At 63.3% G+C, this 21,813-nt stretch carries 17 protein-coding genes and 3 pseudogenes; 12 read left to right on the top strand and 8 right to left on the bottom strand.

Going from position 1 to position 21,813, the window contains the following annotated elements:
- Window positions 1–16 precede the first annotated feature (16 nt).
- The 4 genes from NKH37_RS02900 to NKH37_RS02885 all read left to right on the top strand — a co-directional run bounded on the left by NKH37_RS02900 (window position 17) and on the right by NKH37_RS02885 (window position 3,132).
- Window positions 17–949 (top strand): VOC family protein, encoded by a 933-nt coding sequence (locus NKH37_RS02900; RefSeq protein ID WP_023720910.1) that lies wholly within the window; start codon window positions 17–19, stop codon window positions 947–949.
- A 10-nt stretch (window positions 950–959) separates the two neighbouring features.
- Window positions 960–1,595 carry an alpha/beta hydrolase gene (locus tag NKH37_RS02895; protein ID WP_023720909.1) on the top strand — a complete coding sequence of 212 codons (636 nt, stop codon included), beginning with the start codon at window positions 960–962 and terminating at the stop codon, window positions 1,593–1,595.
- On the top strand, window positions 1,588–1,887 hold the full coding sequence (locus NKH37_RS02890; protein WP_023720908.1) for a GNAT family N-acetyltransferase: 300 nt from the start codon (window positions 1,588–1,590) through the stop codon (window positions 1,885–1,887). Before NKH37_RS02895 ends, NKH37_RS02890 begins: the two co-directional genes overlap by 8 nt.
- A 186-nt stretch (window positions 1,888–2,073) precedes the next feature.
- On the top strand, window positions 2,074–3,132 hold the full coding sequence (locus tag NKH37_RS02885) for a dipeptidase (protein ID WP_352547168.1): 1,059 nt from the start codon (window positions 2,074–2,076) through the stop codon (window positions 3,130–3,132).
- Window positions 3,133–3,220: 88 nt separating this feature from the next.
- On the opposite strand, the gene NKH37_RS02880 is transcribed toward NKH37_RS02885, so the two are convergent.
- From NKH37_RS02880 to NKH37_RS02865, 4 genes and pseudogenes are all read right to left on the bottom strand, one after another.
- Window positions 3,221–3,481 carry a hypothetical protein gene (locus tag NKH37_RS02880; protein WP_353040797.1) on the bottom strand — a complete coding sequence of 87 codons (261 nt, stop codon included), beginning with the start codon at window positions 3,479–3,481 and terminating at the stop codon, window positions 3,221–3,223.
- 2 nt (window positions 3,482–3,483) lie between these two features.
- Entirely contained in the window at window positions 3,484–4,716 is a 1,233-nt protein-coding gene (locus tag NKH37_RS02875; protein ID WP_023720905.1) for an aminomethyl transferase family protein, read from the bottom strand.
- A gap of 52 nt (window positions 4,717–4,768) precedes the next feature.
- Window positions 4,769–6,343 (bottom strand): phytoene desaturase family protein, encoded by a 1,575-nt coding sequence (locus NKH37_RS02870; protein WP_023720904.1) that lies wholly within the window; start codon window positions 6,341–6,343, stop codon window positions 4,769–4,771.
- Window positions 6,330–7,946: pseudogene (locus NKH37_RS02865) on the bottom strand (phytoene desaturase family protein). The gene NKH37_RS02870 and the pseudogene NKH37_RS02865 overlap by 14 nt, the downstream one beginning before the upstream one ends.
- Before the next feature lie 186 nt (window positions 7,947–8,132).
- On the opposite strand from NKH37_RS02865, the gene NKH37_RS02860 reads away from it, so the two are divergent.
- The 6 genes and pseudogenes from NKH37_RS02860 to NKH37_RS02835 all read left to right on the top strand — a co-directional run bounded on the left by NKH37_RS02860 (window position 8,133) and on the right by NKH37_RS02835 (window position 13,627).
- Window positions 8,133–8,927, top strand: coding sequence for a methyltransferase domain-containing protein (locus NKH37_RS02860; RefSeq protein ID WP_023720903.1), 795 nt, complete (start codon window positions 8,133–8,135; stop codon window positions 8,925–8,927).
- A 6-nt stretch (window positions 8,928–8,933) separates the two neighbouring features.
- Entirely contained in the window at window positions 8,934–9,650 is a 717-nt protein-coding gene (gene betI, locus NKH37_RS02855; RefSeq protein ID WP_031194530.1) for a transcriptional regulator BetI, read from the top strand.
- Between the two features lie 26 nt (window positions 9,651–9,676).
- Window positions 9,677–10,755 (top strand): annotated as a pseudogene (locus NKH37_RS02850) (ABC transporter substrate-binding protein).
- A 114-nt stretch (window positions 10,756–10,869) separates the two neighbouring features.
- The gene (locus NKH37_RS02845) at window positions 10,870–11,946 is read left to right on the top strand and encodes an extracellular solute-binding protein (protein WP_353003781.1); all 1,077 of its coding nucleotides are present in this window, start codon (window positions 10,870–10,872) and stop codon (window positions 11,944–11,946) included.
- Window positions 11,943–13,220: a flavin monoamine oxidase family protein gene (locus tag NKH37_RS02840; protein WP_352480840.1), complete on the top strand. Its 1,278-nt coding sequence runs from the start codon at window positions 11,943–11,945 to the stop codon at window positions 13,218–13,220. The genes NKH37_RS02845 and NKH37_RS02840 overlap by 4 nt, the downstream gene beginning before the upstream one ends.
- Window positions 13,221–13,225: 5 nt before the next feature.
- A complete protein-coding gene (locus tag NKH37_RS02835) occupies window positions 13,226–13,627 on the top strand; it encodes a hypothetical protein (protein ID WP_031194528.1) in 402 nt (133 codons plus the stop codon).
- A 2-nt stretch (window positions 13,628–13,629) separates the two neighbouring features.
- Here the strand turns inward: NKH37_RS02835 and NKH37_RS02830 are convergent, their stop codons facing one another.
- Genes NKH37_RS02830 through NKH37_RS02820 form a run of 3 tightly spaced genes read right to left on the bottom strand, consistent with a single transcriptional unit; the run spans window position 13,630 to window position 16,492 of the window.
- Window positions 13,630–14,703 carry an ABC transporter ATP-binding protein gene (locus NKH37_RS02830; protein ID WP_023720899.1) on the bottom strand — a complete coding sequence of 358 codons (1,074 nt, stop codon included), beginning with the start codon at window positions 14,701–14,703 and terminating at the stop codon, window positions 13,630–13,632.
- A gap of 22 nt (window positions 14,704–14,725) precedes the next feature.
- On the bottom strand, window positions 14,726–15,550 hold the full coding sequence (locus NKH37_RS02825; protein ID WP_023720898.1) for an ABC transporter permease: 825 nt from the start codon (window positions 15,548–15,550) through the stop codon (window positions 14,726–14,728).
- A 24-nt stretch (window positions 15,551–15,574) separates the two neighbouring features.
- Complete coding sequence (locus tag NKH37_RS02820) at window positions 15,575–16,492, bottom strand: ABC transporter permease (RefSeq protein WP_352817737.1); 918 nt, start codon at window positions 16,490–16,492, stop codon at window positions 15,575–15,577.
- A gap of 297 nt (window positions 16,493–16,789) precedes the next feature.
- On the opposite strand from NKH37_RS02820, the gene NKH37_RS02815 reads away from it, so the two are divergent.
- The gene (locus NKH37_RS02815; protein WP_352817735.1) at window positions 16,790–18,208 is read left to right on the top strand and encodes an aminotransferase; all 1,419 of its coding nucleotides are present in this window, start codon (window positions 16,790–16,792) and stop codon (window positions 18,206–18,208) included.
- A gap of 108 nt (window positions 18,209–18,316) precedes the next feature.
- Window positions 18,317–19,090 (top strand): glucose 1-dehydrogenase, encoded by a 774-nt coding sequence (locus NKH37_RS02810; protein ID WP_353040795.1) that lies wholly within the window; start codon window positions 18,317–18,319, stop codon window positions 19,088–19,090.
- Between the two features lie 108 nt (window positions 19,091–19,198).
- Here NKH37_RS02810 and NKH37_RS02805 read toward each other — a convergent pair.
- Window positions 19,199–21,729, bottom strand: a pseudogene (locus tag NKH37_RS02805) (NAD-dependent epimerase/dehydratase family protein).
- Window positions 21,730–21,813: the final 84 nt, after the last annotated feature.

The raw sequence follows: 21,813 nt of genomic DNA, 5'->3' as shown, positions 1-21,813 counted from the left end.
GGGAAGGAGCAGAAACATGCTCGACCAGGTCAAGGGCCTGCATCACGTCACCTCGATGGCCAGCGACGCGCGCCAGAACAATGAATTCTTCACCGGGACGCTCGGCCTGCGGCGGGTCAAGAAAACCGTCAATTTCGACGCGCCCGACGTCTACCACCTCTATTACGGCGACGAGGTCGGCATGCCCGGCTCGGTGATGACCTATTTCCCCTTCCCCAACATCGGCAAGGGCCGCCATGGAGTCGGCGAAGTCGGCACAACCACTTACTCGGTGCCCGAGGGCACGCTCGGCTATTGGGAGAAACGGTTTGCCGAGCAAGGTGTCACAGGGCTTTCTCGCGAGGAGACGTTCGGCGAGAAGCGTCTTGCCTTCGCCGGTCCCGACGGCGACGGTTTTGCGCTGGTCGAGGACAGAGCGGACAGCCGAGCGCCCTGGGCCAAGGGTGGCATTCCCACTGACGAGGCGATCCGCGGCTTTCACTCAGTGTCGCTCAGGCTGAAAGATAGTGGCGCCACCGAAGAGTTGCTGAAATTCATGGGTTATGAGGAGGTCGACAAGTCCGGCAATGTCAGGCGGCTAACGGTGAAGAACGGCAACGGCGCCGATGTCGTCGATATCGAATCGCTGCCAGGGGCCGGCTTCGCCAATCTCGGCGCCGGCTCGGTCCACCATGTCGCCTTCGCCGTCGAGAACCGCGCCAAGCAGCTCGAAGTGCGCAAGGCGCTGCTCGATACCGGTTATCAGGTGACGCCGGTAATCGACCGCGACTATTTCTGGGCGATCTACTTCCGCACACCGGGCGGCGTGCTGTTCGAAGTCGCTACCAACGAGCCCGGCTTCGACCGCGACGAGGACACCGCCCATCTTGGTGAGGCGCTGAAGCTGCCGTCACAACACCAGCACTTGCGGCCCTATCTCGAGCAGCATCTGCAGAAACTGGAAGACTGAGGGCAACGTCGTGAGTAAGGATTCGTATATTCACAAGGTGCTGCCCGGTTCGCCTGATGGACCGCTGCTCTTCGTCTTCCATGGCACCGGCGGCGACGAGGCCCAGCTTCTGTCGCTTGGACGCGATCTTGTGCCGCAGGCGACGATCGTCGCTCCGCGCGGCGATGTTTCGGAACAAGACGCTGCACGCTTCTTTCGCCGCGCCGGCGAGGGCGTCTACGACATGGGCGACCTCACGCGAGCGACAGAGAAGATGGCCGGCTTCGTCAAGGCACATGTCGAGGCGGCAAAGCCATCTTCGGTGCTCGGCCTCGGTTACTCCAACGGCGCCAACATCCTGGCCTCGGTGCTGTTTGCCGAGCCGTCGCTGTTCGACGCAACGGTGCTGATGCATCCGCTGATCCCGTTCGAGCCGGAGGTCAAGGGCAGCCTTGGCGGCAGTCACATCCTGGTCACCGCCGGCAGGCGGGACCCGATCTGTCCGCCTAATTTGACGGTGCGGCTCGAAGCCTATTTGCGCGCCGATGGCGCCGATGTCACAGTCGAGTGGCATGACGGCGGCCATGAGGTGCGGCCGAGCGAGATCGAGGCGGCGCGGCGGTTGTTCGCCGTGGCGCCGGACGAAAGGACCGCAAGCCATGTCTGACCTATTGCCGGAGATCGAACTGCAGGACCGCGGCTCGAAGGGCCGCTATCTCCTGCGTGGGCCGGGCGGCGCCGAGGCGGAGATGACTTTCACCAAGATCGGCGAGCACCAGATCATCATCGACCATACCGAAGTGCCGGATGCATTTCGCGGCCAGGGCGCGGGGCTTCGCCTGGTCACCCGTGCCGTCGAGGATGCGCGTGCGGCGGGCAAAACGATCATCCCGCTTTGCCCGTTCGCCAATGCCCAGTTCCGTCGCCATCCGGAATGGGCGGACGTGCTGAAGCGGTAAGAGACAGCCATCGATGAATGACAGGAGAAAGGGTGCGCGGCTTTACCGCGGGCCTCTTCGGCCATTGGAGGCGTACAAACACACCGGCAACATGCGGGATTTGCGAAAAGCGCCCGTCTTGCCTAAGTATTGCCAACAAACCGGCTCGCCGTCTGCGGCCCGACCACTTCAACCGAATGGCCCTCCATGACCGAATCCGATCTCGTTCCCGTCTTCGACGGCCACAACGATACGCTGCTCAGGCTCTACCAGTCGAAGGATGCGGACGTCGAAAAGCTGTTCGTCGAGGGGACGCCGGGTGGCCATATCGACCTGCCGCGCGCGAAGAAAGGCGGATTTGCCGGCGGCATGTTCGCGATCTTCCCGCCGCCTGTCGAGAAATCCAAACGCGGCTCGGTGCCGCTGGCGCCGAGTGACAGCGAGCCCTTGCCGCCCGAGGTTCCGCGCGCCGATGCGCTCAACTCCACCATGGCGATGGCCTCGATCCTGTTCAGGCTGGAGCGGGCTTCGGCGCTCACCGTTTGCCGCAGCGCCGGCGACGTGAGGAAGGCGATGGCGCAAGGCTCGATCGCGGCGGTGTTCCATATCGAAGGGGTCGAGGCGATCGATCCTGAGCTCACCCTGCTTGACGTCCTCCACGCAGCCGGCCTGCGTTCGCTCGGTATCGTCTGGAGCCGTCCCAATGCCTTCGGCCACGGCGTGCCGTTCCGTTTTCCGTCGTCGCCCGATACAGGGCCAGGGCTGACCGATGCCGGCAAGGCGCTGGTGAAAGCCTGCAACCAGCTGAAGATCATGATCGATCTTTCGCATCTCAACGAAAAAGGTTTTCGCGACGTCGTCGAAATCAGCGATGCACCGCTGGTCGCGACCCACTCCAACGTGCACGCGATTTGCGGCCATTCGCGCAACCTCACCGAATGGCAGCTCGGCGCAATCCGCGACTCGGGCGGCATGGTCGGGCTGAACTTCGCCACCGGGTTCCTGCGTGAGGACGGCAGGATGAACGCCGACACCAGCCTCGACATCATGGTGCGCCATGTCGATTCGCTGCTGCAGGCGCTGGGCGAAGACGGCGTTGGCCTCGGCTCGGATTTCGACGGCGCCATGATTCCTGCCGTGATCGGCGACGTTGCCGGCCTGCCGAAGCTGCTCGACGCGTTCGCAGCACGCGGCTTCGGGCGCGCGTTGATCGAGAAGATCGCCTATCGCAATTGGCTCAGTATGCTGGAAAAGACCATCGGCTAGGGCACCCAAAAGTACGCTCCGCTCCGGTTCTCGGAACCCACAATTTTCGACTCGGCCTGACCTGAATCTCAACACGCCCCAGGGCGAGTTATTCAAAACCTATGCGTTTAAGCCAGTCCTGGCCAATGCCGCGATCGCGGATGATCGGCAGCGGATCGGTCGAGTCCAGCCTCGCACAAATGCGGTAGACCTCCAGCGTTTCAGCGCTCATCTCGCCGCGTTTGTAGAAGAACATGGCCGCGGCATAGCGGGTGCGGCCCGACCATTTTTCGCCGACCGGCGTGTTGACCAGCTGCCACTGTTCGGCGGCTTCGGCGTCATCCTCATGACGTTCGGCTTCGTCGGACATGCTCAGAAATCCGCGGGCGGATTGGCGGTGCGGCGGTCGAGCCTGACGAACGGCCGCGCCACGATTTTGGCCCGCTTCATCAGCTTCTGGTACTGCAGCTCGCGCATGGCGTAGATCTCGACCCAGAGGTCGTCGACGATGGTCTCGCCGAACGGCCGCGTCAGCGAGGCGATGGCGATGTTGCGCTTGGCCATTGGCGACCACATGGCGGCGCTGACCAGCCCGACCTCCTGGCTTTTCCTGTGGTAGACGATCGCGTGCTCGGCCGGGATATTGCCCTCGATCTGCAACCCGACCAGGACATGGCGAAGACGCTTCTTCGCCCGTGCGTGGAGTATTGCGCGGCGGCCGTTGAAATGACCCTTTTCCAAGTCGACCATGAAGCCGAGGCCGATCTCGTCCGGCATGCGCAGGCGATCGGCGCGGATGGCATGCTCGGCGGTGACGAAATCTGCATTGGCGACGATCAGCCCGGCTTGGAGCCGGGCGCGGTTCAATGCGGCGTAGCCGATGGCGCGGATGCCGCGCAGCTCGCCCGCCGTCATCAGCCGATCCCAGAGGCTGAGCGCCTTATCCGTTTGCACGAACAACTCGTAGCCGAGATCGCCGGTGAAGCCGGTGCGCGAGATGGTGATGGTGACGCCGTCATGCGGAAACTCGGCGAGGTCGAATATTTTCAGTTTTTCTATACCTGCAAAACCTACATCGCGCAGCACGGCAAAGGAGGTCGGGCCTTGCAAGGCGAGGCCGGCGACGGTTTCGGTCTCTTCTTCAACCGCCACGTCGAAGCCAATGGCGCTGTCCAGAAGCCACGGCAGATGCCGCTCCTGCGAGCACAGCCGGAACCGTGTCGGCGATAGCCGAAACAACGTGCCGTCGTCGAGGACAAAGCCCTGATCGTCGCACCAGGCGGTGTAGTTGACGCGGCCGGGCTTCAGCCTAGTTACGTCGCGCAATGTCAGGCGGTCGAGGAAGGTCTCGGCATCCGGTCCCTCGATGCGGTACTTCGTCATCGGCGAGATGTCGAACAGAGCGGCCTGGCTGCGGATGGCGAAATATTCGAGATCCTCGTCCCATAGGGAATGTGGGGCGCGATAGCCGGCCCAATTGTACCAGTCGTTCGTCTTCGCCAGCGCATCAATGCGCGCCTGGAACGGCGTGTCGAGGCGCAAACTGCGGAAATGGGATTGTGCCGCGATGCGGGCATCGGATGGGCCAATGGGCTGATGGTTCATCACGGCGTTCTTTCGCCGTGGAGCACGGTCTTGGCTCGTTGCACCATGACAGCTACCCCCTCACCGTAATGATGCGCCTTGCGGCATTCAGGCCCGGCACGCCGGAGACCCCGCCGCCCGGATGCGAGCCGGCGCCTGCAAGGAACAGCCCGTCCACCGGCGTGTCGTAGCCGGACCAGCCGGAGATCGGCCGTGACATCAGCATCTGGTCGGCCTGCAGTTCGCCGTGGTGCCAGTGCCCACCCGGCATCCGGTAGCGCGCCTCGATGTCGGCCGGCGTCAGCAGGTCGGCATGGAGCACGCTGCCGCCGATTCCCGGCGCATAAGCCTCGAGTTCAGCCATTAAGACTTTGAGGAATTTCGGCTTGCCGACGCTCCAGCCCTCTTTCAAGGCATAGGGGGCGTATTGCACCACCGCGGACAGCACGCAGGCCCCCTCGGGCGCGAGCGAGGCGTCCGACAGCGAGGGCAGCGTGATCTCCATCACCGGTTCGGGTGAGAATTCGCCATATTTCGACGGGTTGAAGGCGCGCTCGACATGATCGGTCGAGGGCGCGATGACGAGACGGCCACGGTGGCCGGCGGCATCGACGCCGACGAATTGCGGTGGCTGGTCGAGCGCCAGATTGAGCTTCGCAGCATCGCCCTTCATGCGGATATTGCCGACCTTGCGAACGAAGCCGGTGTCGACTTCACGCGGGCCGACAAGGTCGACCATGGTCGTCGCCGGGTTGATGGCGGACACGACCGTTGTCGCGCGGATTTCCTCGCCGCTGTCGAGCAGCACGCCGACGGCGCGGCACTTCTCGACGATAATCTTTGCCACCGGCGTCGCGGTGCGGATGGTCACGCCGGCCTGTTGCGCCGATGCGCGAATGGCGGCTATGACGGCGCCCATGCCGCCCTTCGGCATCATCTGCGCGCCGGCGGAACCGCCGGTCTCGCCGGCCAGGCGGTAATAGAGACCGAGCAGCGAGGTCGGCGAGCGCGGGCCAAGATGGCTGCCGAGCGTAGCGTCGAAGGCAAGCAGGCCCTTCAGCCGGTCGTCGGCAAGCTGCTCGTCGAGCAGGTCGGCAACGTTCATCAACAGCACGCGCAGGAAATCGCGCATGTCCTCCTTGCCAAGCTTCTTCAGCGCCAGTCCGGTTTGGCCGAGCGCTGCCGTGTTGGCGAGCGACATGGCGCCGAGATCGGGCGGCCGGCGTGACAAGAACAGCTTCAGGATGCCGGCGTAGCGCAGCAGCTGTGCCCGCAACTCCTTCCAGGCGGACTGCTCGGCAGGACTGGTGCCGGTCAGCACCTCGCCATAGGCGCCATGCAGGAAAAGCGGCGGACCGCTTTTCGCCAGCACCACCGACGGCGCGAAGTCGCCGCGTGCGACCTGCAGCCCGTGCTTCTCCAGCTCCAATACCTTCACCACATCGGGGTGCAGCCGGTTCAGCAGATGGGCGATCGACGAAACACGAAATCCGGGCGCGAATTCCTCCGTGCGCGCGGCGCCGCCGACCTCGCCGGCGGCTTCCAGCACCAGCACCTTGCGGCCGCTCTTCGCCAGAACGGCGGCGGCGACGAGGCCATTATGGCCGCCGCCGATGACGACAACATCCCATTTGTCAGATGACGTCATGGGCCGGGCTCATATGCTGATTTGGCTTGGCGAGATCACGCAGGATCTCGGCGGCGGCATTGCGGCCCGGCGCGCCCATGACGCCGCCACCGGGATGGGTCGAGGAGCCGCAAATGTAGAGTCCATCGACCGGCGAGCGGTATTGTGCGTAGCCCGGCACGGGGCGGTTGAACAACAACTGGTCGAAGGTCAATTCACCCTGGAAGATATTGCCTTCGGTGAGGCCGACCTCGGCCTCGATCTCGCGCGGCGTGCGCACTTCCATGTGGACGATGCGGTCGCGGAAGCCCGGCGAATAGTCCGATATCTGCGCGATCACGCTTTCGGCAAAGCCGTCGCGGTCGGCGTCGGTCCAGCCGCGGCCGTCCACCTTCGGTGGCGCATATTGCACGAAGCAGCTCATGAAATGCTTGCCGGGTGGAGCCATGGTCGGGTCGAGCGTCGTCGGGATCACCATGTCGAGGAGGATCGGCCGACCAGCGCCCGGCCTTCCAGTCGTCATAGGCACGCTCCATGCGCTCGATCGAATCGGTGAAATGCATGTCGCCACAATAGACGGGCGAATCCTTCGGCAGCGCCGGGAATTCCGGCAGTGAATCGAGCGCGATGTTGACCTTGCCTGACGAGCCGCGGATCTTGAAATTCCTGACCCGGCGCAGGAAAATCTCGGGCAATTCCTTTTCCTCGACCAGCTTGAGGAAGGTGCGCTTCACGTCGGCGTTGGAAACCACGAGCTTGCCGTATATTTCCTCGCCGCCGGCCAGCACCACGCCATTGGCCTTGCCGCGCCGGATCAGCACATGGTCGACCTCGGCGCCGGTACGGATGGTGCCGCCCGAAGCCTGGAAGGATGCGGCGAGCGCCTCGGTGACCGCGCCCATGCCGCCGCGCGCATAGCCCCAGGCGCCGACCGAGCCGTCGACCTCGCCCATATAATGATGCAGCAGGACATAGGCGGTGCCGGGCGACATCGGCCCGAGCGCGGTGCCGATGATGCCGGACAAAGCGAAATTCGCCTGATCACGTCGGTCTCGAAATATTCGTCGAGAAAGTCGGAGATCGACATGGTCCAGAAGCGCAGCGTCAGCGCCATTTCCTCCGCAGTGAGCCCCGTGAACTTCTTGCCGAGATAGAGCAGTTCGCCAAGGTCGCGCGGCCGCAGGCTGGTCGGGTCGGGCGCCGTGCGCATCAGCAGCGGCTGGATGAAGCGGCACTGCCGCGTCACGTCGCGGGCATAACGATCATAGGCCTCGGCATCGCGTTTGGGGAACCGCGCGAATTCGCGCCGGTGGGCATCGTGGTCGCGGTAGTTGGCGAGATAGTCGCCATCGCGGGTGAACACCGCGCCGCCCTCATAGGAGATCACCTGCAGGCCGAAGCGCGGCAGCTCGAGGTCGCGCATGATCTCCGGGCGGAACAGCGAGCAGACATAGGAGCAGTTGGAATAGAGGAAGCCGGGCGTCAGCTCGCGGCTGGTGGCGGCACCACCGACCCAGTCGTTCTTCTCGACGACCAGCACGTCGAGCCCGGCACGCTGCAGGTAGCAGGCATTGACCAGCCCGTTATGCCCGCCGCCGATGACGATCGCGTCCCAGCTCTTCACTTTGGCCCAGCCTTCATCGTGCCCGACCTTCTTTTCGTGTGATGCGCCCCCAATAAGCCGAATTTCGCACGAAGACGGTCATCCTGTCCAGCCATATTGAATGAATGTTCAACAAATGATGTTGCGTTTTCGTGTTTATGCGCTAGGCTTTGGCTCATTCGAGGATAGCCTTGGGACCAGGGTTTGATGATCGAAACGGCAGAGGCCGAACCGGAGTATGACGACACCGCCATCCGCTTCCTCGAGGCGCTGTGGGGCGACGGCTATTTGTCGCCGGGTGGGCCAGAAGAGGTCGACCGGGTCGTCGAAGGGCTGTCGCTTGCGGGCAAGACAGTCCTCGACATGGGCTGCGGTTCCGGCGGCATCACGCTGCATCTCATCGAGCGTCACCGCGCGGCCCACCTCACAGGCTTCGACGTCGAACGGCCCGTGATCGAGACGGCCAGGAAGCGGGCCGCTGCGCGCGGGCTCGCGCGTCGCGCCGATTTCATCCAGGCGGCGCCAGGACCGCTGCCTTTTGCCGACGGTGCCTTCGACGTCGTATTTTCCAAGGACGCGCTGCTGCACGTGGCGGACAAGGATGCATTGTTCGCCGAGATATTCCGCGTCCTGAAGCCTGGCGGCGTCTTTGCCGCGTCGAACTGGATGATCTCGCATGATGGCGAGCCGTCGCCCGAGATGAAGGCCTATGTCGCCGCTGAAGGCCTGTCCTTCGCCATGGCATCGCCGGCCCGCTATGTGCAGGCGATGCGCCAGGCCGGCTTTGCCGACATCACCGTGCGCGACCGCAATCCCTGGTATCGCGAGATCGCGGGGGAGGAACTGAACCGCTTGAAGGGGCCGCTCTACCCGGTGGTCGCGGCTGCCGTCGGCGCGGCCTATGTCGACAAGAATATACGAACCTGGGAAGCCATGCAGAAGGTGCTTGACACAGGCGAGCACCGTCCCACTCATCTTCGCGGCCGAAAGCCGGTTGGCTAGCCGGCGATGCTGGAGACCATCAATCCCATGAAGACAACAGAGGCGCGCGAAGCCCTCCTCGAGGCGACGCGAAAGAGCGACACCGAAAAGCGTGGCCGCAAGGCGTCGAAAGAGACCAGGCAGCTTCAACTGATCGAAGCGACGATCGATTCACTGGCCAAGCGCGGCTATTCGGATACGACGATGGCCGACGTTGCCGACGGTGCCGGCCTGTCGCGCGGCATCGTCAATTTCCATTTCGAAAGCAAGGAGAAGCTGCTCGTCGCGACTTTGCAATACATGTATGACGAGTATTCGGCGCATTGGCGCAGCGCCTTGCAGAAGGCCGGCGATGATCCCGCCCGCCAGTTGCAGGCATTGGTCGCGGCCGATTTCGACCGCTCGATCTGCAACAAGCGCAAGCTGGCGGCCTGGTGTGCGTTCTGGGGCGAAGCCAAATCGCGGCCGACCTATCAGGCGCTGAGCAGCGCACGCGACGCCGTCTATCAGAACATCTTTATCGACCTTTGCGCGACGCTCAAGCAGAGCGGCGGCTATTCTTATGAGCCGCAGGTGATGGCGCTGGCGCTCAGCGCCATGCTGGAGGGACTGTGGCTGCGGCTGATGATGGGCACCGAAGACACCACGCGCGAGACTGCGCTGCAGGCCGCGAACGCGTTCCTGTCCGCGGCATTTCCCAAGCATTATCCGTGGCCGACAGCCGGCGGTGCCAAGCCGGCGTGAAACAATCAAAAGAGGATGGAACAGCAATGAAGACAATGACGCGACGCCCGACGCTGACATTGACGCTGACATTGGCATTGGCCGGAGCGCTCGCCGCTTCGGCGGCGGCGCTGGCTGCGGACAGGGATCTCGTTGTGTTCGACTGGTCTGGCTACGAGGAGCCCGGCTTCCATCCGAAATATGTCGAAAAGAACGGCGATTCGCCGACTTTCACCTTCTTCGGCGACGAGGACGAGGCGTTCGAAAAGGTCCGCTCCGGTTTCAAGGCCGATCTTGGCCATCCCTGCTCGCAAAGCGTGGTGAAATGGCGCGAGGCCGGCCTGCTGCAGCCGCTCGACACCTCGAAGATATCAGGCTGGAAAGACCTCAATCCCGGCATAATGGCGATGAAGGATCTCGCCACCACCGCCGACGGCAAGGCCTGGTTCATGCCTTGGGACTGGGGCAACACGCAGCTGACCTACAATTCCGACAAGATCGATGCGAAGGACGTGCAGTCGTTGAAGGCCTTCGCCGATCCGAAGTTCAAGGGCCGGGTTTCCGTCGGTGACAATGTCGACGACGCCTACGCGCTGGCCAGTCTCGCCATCGGCCTGAAGGACTGGACCAAGATGACGGACGACCAGTTCAAACAGGCATCAGGCTTCCTGCGCCAGGTGCACAAGAACGTCCGCTCCTACTGGACCGACTCAACCGATATCGTGCAGCTGTTGAGCGGCGGCGAGGTCGATCTCGCATGGGCCTGGAACGACGCGACGGTGCAGTCTGTCGCCGCCGGCGTGCCGATCAAGGCCAAGAAGGACACCGACGAGGGCATTTCGACCTGGGTCTGCGGCTATGTGCTGTTCAAGGATGCGCCCGGCAATGCCGACAAGGCCTATGATTATCTCAACGCCGTCAACGATCCGGAAGTCGCCAAGGTCCTGGTCAAGGACTGGGGCTACGGCCAGGCCAATGCCAATGGCATGGCCGGCGTCGACTAAAGGAGAAAGGCTATGACGATGTGCAGAAGTTCGTCGACAAGACGCTGTTCCAGTCGCCGGTTCCATCCGATCTCAAGCTCAAGATGATCGCCGAGTTCGAGAAGATCAAAGCCGGCTATTGAGCTCTCCTCGCCTGGCCCGTCTGCCCACGGACATAGCGGGCGGACGGGCTCGCCAAAGCTCCCGAATTCTCCTAACGTCGCCGCGGTGTTTCCCGCGATGAGGAGCTTTGCGCCATGAATTCCGTGCTTCGCCGCCTGGCCATCGCCGCGGCCTGCGCAATCGGCGCAGGCACAGTCGCGGCACTTGCGGCAGGCGGCGGCGACCTCGTCGTGTTCGACTGGTCGGGCTATGAGGACCCGCTGCTGCATCCGGCCTACACCGCCGAACAAGGCGCCGAGCCGACCTTCGCCTTCTTCGGCGACGAGGAAGAGGCCTTTCAGAAAATGCGGGCCGGCTTCAAGGCGGACATTGCGCATCCCTGCTCGCAAAGCGTGGTGAAATGGCGCGAGGCCGGCATGCTGCAGCCGCTCGACACCAGCCGTATCGCCGGCTGGAAGGATCTCAATCCCGGCATCATGGCGATGAAGGATCTCGCCACCACCGCTGACGGCAAGGCCTGGTTCATGCCTTTCGACTGGGGCAATACGGCCCTGCTTTACCGCACCGACAATGTGACGCCGGATCAGGCGCAGTCGCTCAGGATCTTTGCCGATCTGAAGTTCAAGGGGCGCGTTACCATTGGCGACAATGTCGACGACGCCTACGCGCTGGCCAGCCTGGTCATCGGCCTCAAGGACTGGAACAAGATGACCGACGCGCAGTTCAAGGGCGCCTCGGCATTTCTGCGTGACGTGCACAAGAACATCCGCTTCTACTGGACCGACGACACCGATATCAATCAGGCCTTCTCCGGCAACGAGGTCGATCTCGCCTGGGGCTGGAACGAGACTTTCGTCACCCTCAAGGGCCAAGGCGTGCCGATCGCCATGAACCGCGATACCAAGGAAGGCCTGTCGACATGGGTGTGCGGCTATGTGCTGATGAAGGACGCACCGGGTGATCTCGACCAGGCCTATGATTTCCTGAACGCTGTCAATGCGCCTGCTGTATCCGACTATCGGGTCAAGACGTTCGGCTATGGCCATGGCAACGCCGCTGCCATGGCGGCAATCGATCCCAAGATCCTGGCCGAGCGCGGCTTCGACGATCTCGACAAGTTCCTCGACAAGACGCTGTTCCAGCAGCCGGTGGCGCCGGAGCTCAAGCAGCGGATGATCGCCGAATTCGAGAAGATCAAGGTCGGCTATTGACGTCCGAGATCGAACGAGCCGAGGTGGTCGTCGTCGGCGCCGGCTTCACCGGCCTGTCGGCGGCGCATGAGCTGAACAACGCTGGCGTCGATTTCGTGCTGCTCGAAGCCCGCGACCGCGTCGGCGGACGCGTCGAAGCCATGCCGAACGGGCTCGGCGAGCGCATCGACAGCGGCGGCCAGTTCCTGTGCGAGGACATGCCCGAACTGATGGCGCTGGTGCGGGCACGCGGCAAGACGCTGGTCGGGACGCATTTCGCCGGCGAATTCATCACCCAACCGCGGATGAGCGAGGCGCAAGCCGAGCGCACTTATGGCACCGCCATGCGAATACGCGAGCGGATGAACGCGATTGCACCGGACGATCCGGCCATTGCCGGTTTGACCGTCGCGGCATGGCTCGATCGCCAGAATGATCCCGATGAAGCCAAGGCGGTCTTTCATTCGCTGATCGAGGGCCTTTGGTGCCTGGCAATGGAAAGGCTGCCGCTGTGGTACCTGATCGACAACGACCGCCGCATCACCAACGAGGTGTCGGAACTGCAGTATTTCGTGCGCGAAACCATGCATTCGCTGGCAGACGACCTGGCCCGCGACCTCGGTGGTCGCCTGCGGCTGAACACGCCGGTCAAGACCATCGAGCGTCGAGCGGAAGGGGTTCGCGTCGTCTCGGCCGCAGGCTCAATCGAGGCGCGAGCGGTGCTGGTCGCAGTCCCGCCGATGATGGCGTCGAGACTGGATTTCGTACCGCTGCTGCCGGCTGCGCTGGAAGCAGCGCTCGGCGTCTGGCAAAGCGGCGCGGTAATCAAGATGCTGGCGCGTTATCCCACGGCCTTCTGGCGCGACAGGGGCTTGAGCGGCATGGTGATGTGGCGCGATCCGCACGGGCTTTTTGCCTGCGACGCCGGCAATGACGACGGTCATCCAGCACTTGTCGTCTTCATCGGCGGGCCGCTGGCCCGGCGCTGGCGCGAACTGGGCGAGGCGGAACTGCGCGCTAAGGTGACGTCAAAACTGGAGCAAGCGCTCGGCGCCGAGGCGGCTGGCTTCTCCGATCTCAGCTACCGTGACTGGACGGACGATCGCTGGAGCGGTGGCGGCTACAGCGACCTTATCGTCGATGCGACGGCAACCAATGCCGAACGCATCATCCGCGCCGGCGCGCCGCCGGTCCATTTCGCCTCGTCGGAGCTGTCGCCGTCATTCCCAGGCTATGTCGAGGGTGCAATCGTCGCCGGGCGAAAAATGGCGCGGCGGTTGATCGAGGAGATCTGAGCGGTATGAAAACGGTCTCGAAGATCGTACTCACCGGTGCGGTCATGGCAGTTACAGGATTTGCGGCTGGCTATTATTCGGCGCCCCACCCAATCGAGATTGGTGAACTCGACAATACCTTAAAGAAGGTCTGCGAATACTCGGCAAGCTCACTTAAAGCTGACCTTCAGGGCGGCTGGCCGATCAACTCATTTGCTGTTTGGAAGTCCGGCGACCGTGCGCATTATCACGTGCTTAGCCAATTGGGTAATCTCAAGTGCGGGTTCGACCCGGAGCTTACAGTCGTCTATTTGCAGAACCATGGATTGGTCGACATTGATGATCTTAAAATGCTGCTGGAGGATTCAAAGAAGGCAGGCGACCATCGATTAAGTGACTATCTGTCCGCCGAATTGGAGGTGAGATAGCGTCAATCTGCCATCGCCACCAAGGCCTCTGGGTCGTAGGCGAGGCGGATCGTGGTGCCGACCGGAATGTCGTCGGCGCCGAAGTCGTTGGTCTCGGTCACCGACAACGGCTTTTCCAGCCCTGGTATCTCGACGATCAAATGGGTGATCTCGCCAAAATAATGGCGCTCGACCACCTTGCCGGCGACCTCGAATTTTGCCGTCGCATCGTCCCACAGAACGCGCAGGCGCTCGGGCCGGATGCCAAGCGTCGCGGCGGCGCCATTGCGCACAAAAGCTTTCGGCTTGTCGGTCTTGACGCGGCCGAAGCCCAGCGTGTCGAGCACCAGCGAGGCGCCGTTCTCCTCGACGATCTCCGCTTTGACGAAATTCATGCCGCCGAGGAAGTCGGCCACCTGGCGATTGACCGGCCGCTGGTAGATCTCCTTCGGCGATGCGACCTGCGCAATCATGCCGCCGAACATCACTGCGATGCGATCCGACATCGCCAGTGCCTCATATTGGTCGTGGGTTACCAGGACAAAGGTGATGCCGACCGCCTGCTGCAGGCGGCGCAGTTCGACCTGCATCTGCTCGCGCAATTTCTTGTCCAGCGCCGACAGCGGCTCGTCGAGCAAAAGCACTTTTGGGCGCATCACCAGCGCGCGGGCCAGCGCCACGCGCTGGCGCTGGCCGCCGGAAAGCTCGGTGGCGAGCCGCTTGCCGAGGCCGGTCAGCGACACCTGGGCGAGGGCTTCCTCGACGCGGCGCCTTTCCTCCGTGCCGGCCAGCTTCAGCCGCTTCAAGCCATAGGCGACGTTCTGCTCGACATTGAGGTGCGGGAAGATGGCGTAGCTCTGGAACACCATGTTGGTCGGCCGGCGGTTGGCGGGGATGCCTTCCATCGGTTGGCCATCGACGGAGATCGAGCCGCTGGTCGGGTTGTCGAAACCGGCAATCATACGCAACAGCGTGGTCTTGCCGCAGCCGGACGGGCCAAGCAGCGAAAAGAATTCGCCCTCCCTGATGGTCAGCGAGGCGTCGTCCAGCGCCTTGAACGAACCATAGCTGCGCGTGACGTTGCGGATCTCGATCATAGAGCGCTCGATTTGGGGCCGCTCAGGCATGGAGGCCTCCTTCGTTCTGGGTGCGTCTGGCCGCGCGGCGGCGCAGGATTTCGGCGATGGTCATCAAAAGAAACGAGGCAACCAGCAACAGCGTGCCCAGCGCCAGCACGCCGGGCAGTTTCGCGGCGAAACGCAACTGGCCCCAGATATAGATCGGCAGTGTAGCCTCGGTGCCGGTCAGGAAGAAGGCGATGAGGAACTCATCGAGCGAAATGGTGAAGCAGACGAGCAGGCTTGAAATGATCGCCGGCGCCACCATCGGCAGCGTCACCCGCCGAAACGTGCCGAAGGCGCTCTCGCCGAGATCGGCGGAGGCTTCCTCCAGGCTGCGGTCGAAGCCCTCGAAGCCGGCGGTCAGCACCGTCATTGAATAGGGAACGCAGACCAGGACGTGGCCAAGCACGACGGTGAACAGCGACAGGCTCAAACCGAGTTGCAGGATCACCAGTAGCAAGGAGATGGCAACGATGATTTCGGGCAGTACCAGCGGCGCCATGATCAGGCCGTTGATGGCGCGGCGGCCGGGATAGCGGTAGCGGGTGATCGAGCGCGCGGCGAGGATGCCAAGAACGGTCGACAGGATGGAAGCCGATACCCCGACGACCAGGCTGTTCCAGGTGGCGTCGAGCAGCGCCGGCGTGCGCGGCAGGTCGTGGTACCATTTCAAGGTGAAGCCGGAGAGCGGGAATTTCGGCGTCGCGGCGGTGTTGATGGAGAAGATCGGCAGGAAGATAACCGGCAGATAGAGAAACACGACGTAGAGGAACGCATAGGCCGGCAGCAATCGGCCCGGCAGCAAGCGGCGCATCGCCGTCATCGCGCCGGCCTCATCGCGCCAGCCTCATCGTGCCAGCCGCTGGGCGGCACGGATGATCAGAACCGTGGCGCCTGCGATCAGCGTCACAACCAGCATCGTGGTGACGGAGAGTGCAGCACCCAGCGGCCAATTGGAGGCCTTGCCGAATTGCGCCTGGATGGCATTGGCGATCATGACGCCGTCTTTGCCGCCGACAAGCTTCGGCGTGACGTAATCGCCGACCGTCGGGATCATGACGATCAGCGCTGCCGAAATGATGCCGGGCGCCGAAAGCGGCAGCGTCACGCGCAGGAAGGAACGGACAGGGCCATCGCCGAGGTCCGTGGCCGCCTCGACCAGCGTGCGGTCGATTTTTTCCAGCGAGACGAAGATCGGCAGGATGGCGAAGGCTGCCCAGGCGTGGGTCAGCGTGATGATGACGGCAGTCGAATTGTAAAGCAGCGCGGTCGACGGCTCGTCGATGATGCCAAGGCCCATCAGGCCGGAATTGAGCACGCCATTATAGCCGAGGATGACCTTCCACGACATTACCCGCAGCAAATAGCTGGTCCAGAACGGGATGGTGATCAGGAACAGCCACAGGCTCTTGTGGCGGCCGCCGTGGAACGAGATGAAATAGGCGATCGGATAGGCGAGCACGACCGTGAAGAAGCTCACCGTCAGCGAGATGTAGAGCGAGCGCCACAGCAGGTCGCGATAGATCGGCTCGGTCAGCGCGAGGCGGTAGTTTTCAAGCGTGAAGGTATGGTCGACAGTGAGGTAATTCTGCGTCCAGAAGGAGTGCGCGATGACCGCCAGGATCGGCAGCACCAGAAGTATCAGCGCATAGACGAAGGTCGGGCTGATCAGGGCAAGACCCTGAACGGGTTCTGATTGCAGAAGGGCGTTTCGCCTCGCCCGCGTCATGCCGAAAGCGGGCGACCCTTCCGCGGCCACCATCATTGCAGGCCCTCGGGCAGGGTCTCCGGCGTGATTTCGGTTGCTGGCGCGGACTGTCCTGCCATGCGGCATCCCATTGCTGGAACCGGCTATCTGTTCCCACTTTATGCCCAGGGCGCAATCGTGCTCCGAGCTTGCCGGCTTTCTTTCATCATGCGCGCATCGGCGGATTGAAATCAAGCGCTATTTCTGCAATATTGATTGAACGGCCATTCAAAATGAACGAAGAAAGCCGAGCTTTCCTGGAGCGTGAACCAGCTTCGTGTCCGGTGAAATTGCGGCATACAATGCGAGGCGAAGATGGCGGCGGCAAGAGACATCACTTCGACCGAAATGGCTGGAGCCGGCGCTCAGGATGCCGTCGAACTGGCCAAGCGCCATCTTGTCCAGCCCTGGCCGTTCGCCGGCTCGGTCGGCGCGGAGGCACGCGTCCTGATCGGCGCGGGCGAGGGCATCTACATCACCGATGCCACCGGCAAGCGGCTGATCGACGGACCGGCGGGCATGTGGTGCATCAATGTCGGCCACCGTCGCGAAGAGCTCGCCAAGGTAATGTACGACCAGGCGATGGCGCTGTCCTACAACACGCCGTGGTACACGATGAATGCGCCGTCGGCGGAACTGGCCATGCGAATCGCCGGCCACGCGCCGGGCGATCTCAGCCATGTTTTCTTCACCACGGGCGGCTCCTCGGCGGTCGAGACGGCGCTGCGCTTTATGCAATTTTACAACAATGTGCGCGGCCGCCCGGAAAAGAAGCTGATCCTGAGCCGGGGCGGCGCGTATCACGGCTCGACCTATCTGTCGGCCTCGCTTAACGGGCGTCCGCGCGACCGTGACTGGATGGATGGCGCAGACGAGCTGGTCGTCAAATTGTCCTCACCCGATCCGTTCCGCCGTCCGAAGGGCATGAGCGTTGCCGCTTTCACCGATGCTCTGGTCGCCGAATTCCGCGACACAGTCGCCCGCGTCGGCGCCGACAGGATCGGTGCTTTCGTCGGCGAGCCGGTGCAGGCATCAGGCGGGGTCATCGTGCCGCCCGAAGGCTATCTCCAGCGCATCCGGCAGATCTGCCGCGACAACGACATCCTCTATGTTTCCGACGAGGTGGTGACCGCCTTCGGCCGGCTTGGCCATGTCTTTGCCTCCGGCGAGGTGTTCGGCATCGAGCCCGACATGATCACCTTTGCGAAAGGGGTGACCTCAGGCTATTTCCCGCTCGGCGGCGTCATCCTTTCGGAACGGCTGCTGGAGGAGCTGCGCCGCTCGAACCATCCGGACGCCATGTTCGGCCATGGCCTGACCTACACCAGCCATCCGGTCGGCTGCGCGGTGGCGCTGAAGAACCTCGATATTCTGGACGAAAGCGTGCTGGCCCATACGCGCGAGGTCGCGCCCTACTTCCAGGCGCAACTGAAGACGCTGGAGGAATTGCCGCTGGTCGGTGAGGTGCGCGGCATGGGGCTGATGGGCTGCGTCGAATGCGTCGCCGACCGCGACAGCAAGGATCCACTGCAGCTCGACAAGGATGTCGGCAAACGCATCGACGCGCATTGCCACGAGCTCGGCCTGTTGGTCCGGCCGCTGATTAACATGTGCGTGATGTCGCCGCCATTGATCATCACGCGCGAGCAGATCGACGACATGGTGTCGATCCTGCGCGAAGGCCTTTCGCGCACGATGGACGATCTGCGCCGGGAAGGCGTCTGGCGGGGATAAGCGTTTATCGCCGGCAATCTCGCCATTGCTGACAGCGGTCGTTCGCGCTTACGATGTACGGCAGGGCCTCGATCGCCTGCATCTGGCCGCATCTCTGGGAAACAAACATTGACCGACCTATCGGACCTGTTCGGCCTCGCCGGCAAAACCGCTTTCATCTCCGGATCGAGCCGCGGAATCGGCTTTGCCATGGCGAAGGCGCTGGCGAGCGCCGGCGCGACGGTGATCATCAATGGGCGGGACGAAGACCACGTTCAAAAGGCACTCGGATCGTTGGCCGAATCCGGTATCCAGGCGATCGGCTCCACCTTCGACTTGACCGTGGCTGAAGACGTCGAGCGTGAAATCGGCAGGCTGGAAGCAGAGCGCGGCCCGATCGATATTCTCGTCAACAATGCCGGCATGCAGCACCGCGCGCCATTCGCCGATTTCCCGCTCGACATGTTCGACAGATTGATGCGGACAAACCTTTACAGTGCATTCTATGTCACCCGGCCGGTGGTCCGCTCGATGATGGCCCGCAAGACCGGATCCATAACCAACATATGTTCGGTGCAAAGCGAACTGGGGCGTTCCTCGATCGTGCCATACACGGCATCGAAGGGTGCGATGAAAATGCTGACCAAGGGGCTTGCCACCGAGCTTGGCCCACACGGCATCAGAGTCAATGGTATCGGCCCAGGCTACTTCCGGACAGAACTGAACGAGGCGCTGGTGCAAGACGCCGAGTTTTCGCGCTGGCTGGTCGGGCGCACACCGCTGGCAAGGTGGGGCGAAGTCGACGAACTGGGCGGCGCCGCGATCTTCCTGGCTTCCGACGCATCGAGCTTCATGACGGGCCAGATCATCTATGTCGACGGCGGCATGACCGGCTCGGTGTGAGCGCGGGCGTCGCGGTCGCTGTTGGGGCACGATCAGGGCGCCGCGCCGCCATCCTTTGGCTAGCTTCGGCGACCCTCATCTCGACACGTCCAGCGCTGCTGAACATCCTTATACGATGGCCCGGTCCCAACCGCCATAATGCGCGGCGCTGCGCGTGCCGCGCGGCAGGCTGAGCCCGACCAGCAGCGCTCCGATCGCCAGATTGGCTAGGCTCGCCGCCGCACCGCCGGCGAGGATAAAGGGAGAGAGGGCGATCCAGGCTCCAAGCGCGATGTTCAGAAAGCGGACGGCGCGCGCCACTTCGGCCATCGCAGTAACGGCGACCATTATGACCAGGCAGCCGGTGACATGGTCGCTGAAGTAGAGCGGCGGGCTTGTGCCGAAGGCGAGCGGCGTGATCATCAGCAGGGCGCCGGCGAGGGTGCTGGCGACTAGGGTCCATGGGAAGTTCACACCGCCGGTGACGAAGTCCCGCGCCACTTCCGACAGCGGCCGGTCGAGATCCGGCGCCGGCGTCTGGTCCTCCGAAAGTGCCGGGCCTCCGCACCAGAATGTGCGCCAGAACGGCTCTCCCGCCTGTTTCGCACGCCAAAGATACTGGCAGCTCGCCAGCACCTCGTCGACCGAATAGGGGATGAGCACGACGGTGACGGCAGCCTGGACGATGCAGAGCGTGCACAGCGCTCCGATGAGCGGCGGCTGGATGATGATGAAGCTGACGCTGACCACGCCGAGCGGGACGACCAGCAAGCCGAACAAAAGCACCATCCACGGTATCGTGCGCCAGCGGCGGCGGTCGCCGATCGCGCCGGCGAGGATGTCCAGCGCATAGGCAAAGGCGCCCAGCCCGGCATCGGCGATCGGAAAGCCCTTGGAGACCCAGGAGGTGACTACCGCCTCGCTGCCATTGCCGGCCGGCGTTTCGCCCGGGCCAAAGAACGGTTCCCAAAGGCCATCGATATGGCCAAGCTGATAGGCAGCGAGATAACGCGAGACGAACAGGCCGACAAAGGCGAGGCCGATTATGGGAATGCGCTGGGTGAAGAGCGAGGGCGAATAGCTCCAGCCGAGCGGCCGGTCGTCATCGGCGGCAAGGGCACGCCGGCTGATACCCGGCGTTGGCGGGACCATCACCGCGAACGCGACGATCAGCATGCCGGCCAGCGTGTCGGTCGCGTAGGCTCCGGCGCTGGTGGTCCAGAACAGGAGCGGCGCGAACATCACCCAAACCCCGATCGAGGCGGTGATCCATTGCAGTCCGCGCCAGCGCCGGCGCATGCCTACAAGCGCCAGCGACAGGATGGCGAGGCCGGATACGATCTCACTGATGCCGAGCCTTCCGTCGCGCGTCTCCGGCGAGGCGATCTCATGTCCGAGCGCCGGCGGAATCGGTGCTGAAGCGGGATCGAACAGGCCGAGCGTGAAGGGCGCCGCCACGAGCCACAGTCCGATGGCAACATTGGTCAGTGGCGCCCAGAGCGTTGCGGCCCGGTGGCGTTCGGTTTCCACCTCGACCTCGTCGTCCGAGCGCTCGAGCGGACGCCGCAGCCTTGCGGCGGCCTGGTCGAGCTCGGGCGCGGAAGCGGCGACCGCCGACGGTTCAAGCTTGTTCTTCTTGTACCAGTCGGTGGGATCCGCCTTCAGCCGCCGGATCATTTCCGGCAAGGTAGCGGTCAGGCTGTGCCGCGGCTTCCAGCCAAGCAGCCGCCTGGCGCGGGAGATGTCGATCTCGTAGTGATCGTCGGCGTTCTCGATCATCCATGGCTTGATGTCGGTCTCCTGGTCGAAAACCTTCTCCTGCATCCAGGCGCCGAGCTTCGTCACCTCCTTGGGCAGGGACAGGTCCGCCAGATCTCGCCATGCAGGAGCCGCCCAATCTGCTTCTGCATCTCGTCGTAGGACGGCGTCTGCTCTTCGCCGATCAGCAGTACGGTCTCGTCGGGAAGCTCGCTGCGCCGGTCGACGGTGCGCACTACGGCGTCGACGAGGTCGTCCAGGTGCAGGTAAGGCTGTCCGGTGGTGATGTCGCCGGTGAAAAGATAGGCGGTCGGCATGCGCTCGAAAATGCGGGCGATCTGCTGGGCGATGAAGGCGGCGTGGCAATCCTCGTCATAGACACCCGCCAGTCGCAGGATCGCAACCTTGATGTCGCCGTGCTCCTTCAGGATCAGTGTCTCGGTCTCGGCCTTCGATCTCGGATAGGCCCAGGCCGGATCGATCGGCGATCGCTCGTTGATCTTGGCGCCCTTCGCCGGGCTCGGCGCATGCACCAGCAACGTGCTCGAAAACACGAACTGCTCCGTCTCGAGCCCCCTCAGCGCGTTCAGCAGCCGGCGCGTTCCCTCGACGGTCACCGCGCCGTATTTCGGATTATCCTCGCCGGTCGTGTCGTAATAGGCCGCGAGATGGATCACCGAGGCAATGCGGCCGCCACTCCGTTCGCGCACCTCGGCCAGCGCCTTCGCCGCGCTCGTATCCGAGGTAAGGTCGATCTCGATCGTCTCGACGCCGGGCAAGGACCGCCTGGCAACATCAAGGCCGATGATGTCGTGGCGCTCCGTCAGCCCGCGAGCGATGGGCTGGCCCAGAAACCCGCTGCTGCCTGTGATCAGGACGGTGGGACGGGTTTTGCCGGTCATGGCGAATCTCCTTGGCGGTAGCGAGATGAAAGGGGCCAAATGCTTTCAGTCGCACACTCGGAACCATGTTCGTTGAGAACGGTT

Origin of the sequence: Mesorhizobium sp. M1217, from assembly GCF_040318275.1 — a bacterium.
In the GTDB taxonomy this organism is placed as follows: Bacteria; Pseudomonadota; Alphaproteobacteria; order Rhizobiales; family Rhizobiaceae; genus Mesorhizobium.
This window is presented reverse-complemented; position numbering and strand designations above follow the sequence as displayed.

Bases quoted from the DNA above. Each gene is read 5' to 3' on its own strand.
- NKH37_RS02890 (WP_023720908.1), top strand. From the start codon at position 1,588: ATGTCTGACCTATTGCCGGAGATCGAACTGCAGGACCGCGGCTCGAAG.
- NKH37_RS02820 (WP_352817737.1), bottom strand. From the start codon at position 16,492: ATGATGGTGGCCGCGGAAGGGTCGCCCGCTTTCGGCATGACGCGGGCG.
- NKH37_RS02870 (WP_023720904.1), bottom strand. From the start codon at position 6,343: ATGACGTCATCTGACAAATGGGATGTTGTCGTCATCGGCGGCGGCCAT.
- NKH37_RS02880 (WP_353040797.1), bottom strand. From the start codon at position 3,481: ATGTCCGACGAAGCCGAACGTCATGAGGATGACGCCGAAGCCGCCGAA.
- NKH37_RS02815 (WP_352817735.1), top strand. From the start codon at position 16,790: ATGGCGGCGGCAAGAGACATCACTTCGACCGAAATGGCTGGAGCCGGC.
- NKH37_RS02845 (WP_353003781.1), top strand. From the start codon at position 10,870: ATGAATTCCGTGCTTCGCCGCCTGGCCATCGCCGCGGCCTGCGCAATC.
- betI (WP_031194530.1), top strand. From the start codon at position 8,934: ATGCTGGAGACCATCAATCCCATGAAGACAACAGAGGCGCGCGAAGCC.
- NKH37_RS02830 (WP_023720899.1), bottom strand. From the start codon at position 14,703: ATGATCGAGATCCGCAACGTCACGCGCAGCTATGGTTCGTTCAAGGCG.
- NKH37_RS02835 (WP_031194528.1), top strand. From the start codon at position 13,226: ATGAAAACGGTCTCGAAGATCGTACTCACCGGTGCGGTCATGGCAGTT.
- NKH37_RS02885 (WP_352547168.1), top strand. From the start codon at position 2,074: ATGACCGAATCCGATCTCGTTCCCGTCTTCGACGGCCACAACGATACG.
- NKH37_RS02900 (WP_023720910.1), top strand. From the start codon at position 17: ATGCTCGACCAGGTCAAGGGCCTGCATCACGTCACCTCGATGGCCAGC.
- NKH37_RS02875 (WP_023720905.1), bottom strand. From the start codon at position 4,716: ATGAACCATCAGCCCATTGGCCCATCCGATGCCCGCATCGCGGCACAA.
- NKH37_RS02825 (WP_023720898.1), bottom strand. From the start codon at position 15,550: ATGACGGCGATGCGCCGCTTGCTGCCGGGCCGATTGCTGCCGGCCTAT.
- NKH37_RS02860 (WP_023720903.1), top strand. From the start codon at position 8,133: ATGATCGAAACGGCAGAGGCCGAACCGGAGTATGACGACACCGCCATC.